Source organism: Vibrio sp. 10N.261.52.A1, assembly GCF_002876325.1.
Taxonomy (GTDB): Bacteria; Pseudomonadota; Gammaproteobacteria; order Enterobacterales; family Vibrionaceae; genus Vibrio; species Vibrio chagasii.
Genome location: NZ_MCYD01000990.1, coordinates 1 through 2,078 on the forward strand (window position 1 = coordinate 1; position 2,078 = coordinate 2,078).

Genomic DNA, 2,078 nt, shown 5'->3' on the forward strand with positions numbered 1-2,078 from the left:
GACAAGTACTTAACAAACTCATTGCCTAAGACGTTGTTTAAGCCCTACTTGCCGCGAACCTTCTCTATCGCACCCCAAACCGCGACAACAAGTAACCCCGCAACTACACCAATCACGCCATTCAACAAAGTAGGAACAACCGCAGTCGCTATCGTATGTCCGCTGAAGTCCATGATGATAGGCTCAATCAAGTGATGAATTGCGGGAACGTTATGAACCACGATACCACCGCCAACCAAAAACATGGCAGCCGTACCGACCACAGCAAGCATCTTCATTAGCTTTGGCGCAAAGGAAACAAGCCCATTACCCAGCTTTGCTTTTACAGCGCTGCCGTTAGATGTACGTTGAAGATAGAAGCCTAAATCATCCAACTTAACGATCCCTGCCACCAAGCCATAGACGCCAATCGTCATCACGACAGCAATCAAGCTAACGACAATAATCTGGGTCAAGATGCTGGTCCCCGTCACGGTACCCAGAGCAATCACAATGATTTCTGCGGATAAGATGAAGTCGGTACGAATTGCGCCTTTCACCTTTCTCTTCTCATAGTCCTCAATGGATTCACCGGCTTTACCTTCATCTCCCTTGTCGTGCTCTTGGTAGGCATGTGGAAAGAACTTTTCTAAGATCTTCTCTGCCCCTTCGAAACAAAGAAATAGGCCACCAATTAACAGTAATGGCATGATCAACCAAGGAATAAACGCACTGATCAATAACGCGGCGGGTACAAGAATCAACTTGTTCTTGAATGACCCTTTTGCAACCGCCCACACCACAGGGATTTCTCGCTCCGCGGAAACACCCGACACCTGCTGTGCGTTAAGTGCTAAATCATCACCCAATACACCGGCGGTTTTCTTCGCGGCAACCTTGGACATCAGCGCGACATCGTCTAACACTGTGGCTATGTCGTCTAACAATGTGAGTAAACTTGCTCCAGCCATTTTATTGTCTCTTTTAAAGGATTGAACAACAGATAAAATGTAACACTATCAATTCACTCATCAAAGTTATGAGTCTGTAAAAAATAAAGTCACAAACTGTGTTTTCTATTGCCGTCTCAGCGAGACAGGACTAGTCTGTCTGCATCTTTCACGAACATAAAAGAAAAAGTATAGATGAAAAGTGAATACAACTACCCTATTGGTGAACCTGGAAAAAAATGGCAAGAAGCAGAACGTCAAGCATGGTTTGCTCAAAGAACAGTTAAGCGCGAATACCAGCAAGAAGTCGTTCCTAAAATCCAAGCATTAGCAGGCCGCTTTGATATCGAGCAATACGGCGCGCTGAGCTACGATGAGGCGCGTTTCCCTCTATTTGCAATCAAGAGCAAAAACTGGGATGCATCAAAACCAACCGTTCTAGTAACAGGCGGTGTTCACGGTTATGAGACCAGTGGTGTACACGGTGCGATCAAATTTGCAGATACTCAAGCAGAGAAATACGCAGCGCATTTCAACGTAGTAGTTGCGCCTTGTGTTAGCCCTTGGGGTTACGAAGTCATCAACCGCTGGAACCCAAATGCCGTTGATCCGAACCGTTCTTTCTATGAAGGTACCCCTGCTGAAGAATCAGCAAACTTACGTGCATTAGTGGCGTCTCTACCAGAAGTGCTGGTTCACGTTGATCTACACGAAACGACAGATTCTGATGAAACTGAATTCCGCCCAGCACTTGCTGCTCGTGACGGCATTGAGTACATCGAAGGTATGATTCCAGATGGTTTCTACACAGTAGGTGACACTGAAAACCCTCAGCCAGAATTCCAAGCGGCTGTCATTGCTTCAGTTGAAAAAGTAACGCACATTGCACCAGCAGATGCAGACGGCAAGATCATTGGCTCAGAAGTGACACAGCACGGTGTGATTAACTACCCAATGAAAGAGCTTGGCCTTTGTGGCGGCGTAACGAACTGCAAGTACGGCACAACGACAGAAGTTTACCCAGACAGCGACAAAGTAACAGACGAAGAGTGTAACGACGCACAAGTTGCAGCTGTCGTTGGTGCTCTAGATTACGTGATTCAACACGAGCTAAATGCGTAAGCGAATAATTTATCTCTAGAGAACTAG

2 protein-coding genes are annotated in these 2,078 nt (G+C 46.2%); one reads left to right on the plus strand and one right to left on the minus strand.

The annotated features are described in order from the left end of the window. Nucleotides 1-44: 44 nt before the first annotated feature. On the minus strand, nt 45-950 hold the full coding sequence (locus BCT81_RS21435; protein WP_102425767.1) for a DUF808 domain-containing protein: 906 nt from the start codon (nt 948-950) through the stop codon (nt 45-47). Nucleotides 951-1,124: 174 nt separating this feature from the next. Between BCT81_RS21435 and BCT81_RS21440 the strand changes: the two genes are divergently transcribed. After that, nucleotides 1,125-2,051 carry a M14 family metallocarboxypeptidase gene (locus BCT81_RS21440; RefSeq protein WP_102425768.1) on the plus strand — a complete coding sequence of 309 codons (927 nt, stop codon included), beginning with the start codon at nt 1,125-1,127 and terminating at the stop codon, nt 2,049-2,051. Nucleotides 2,052-2,078 lie beyond the last annotated feature (27 nt).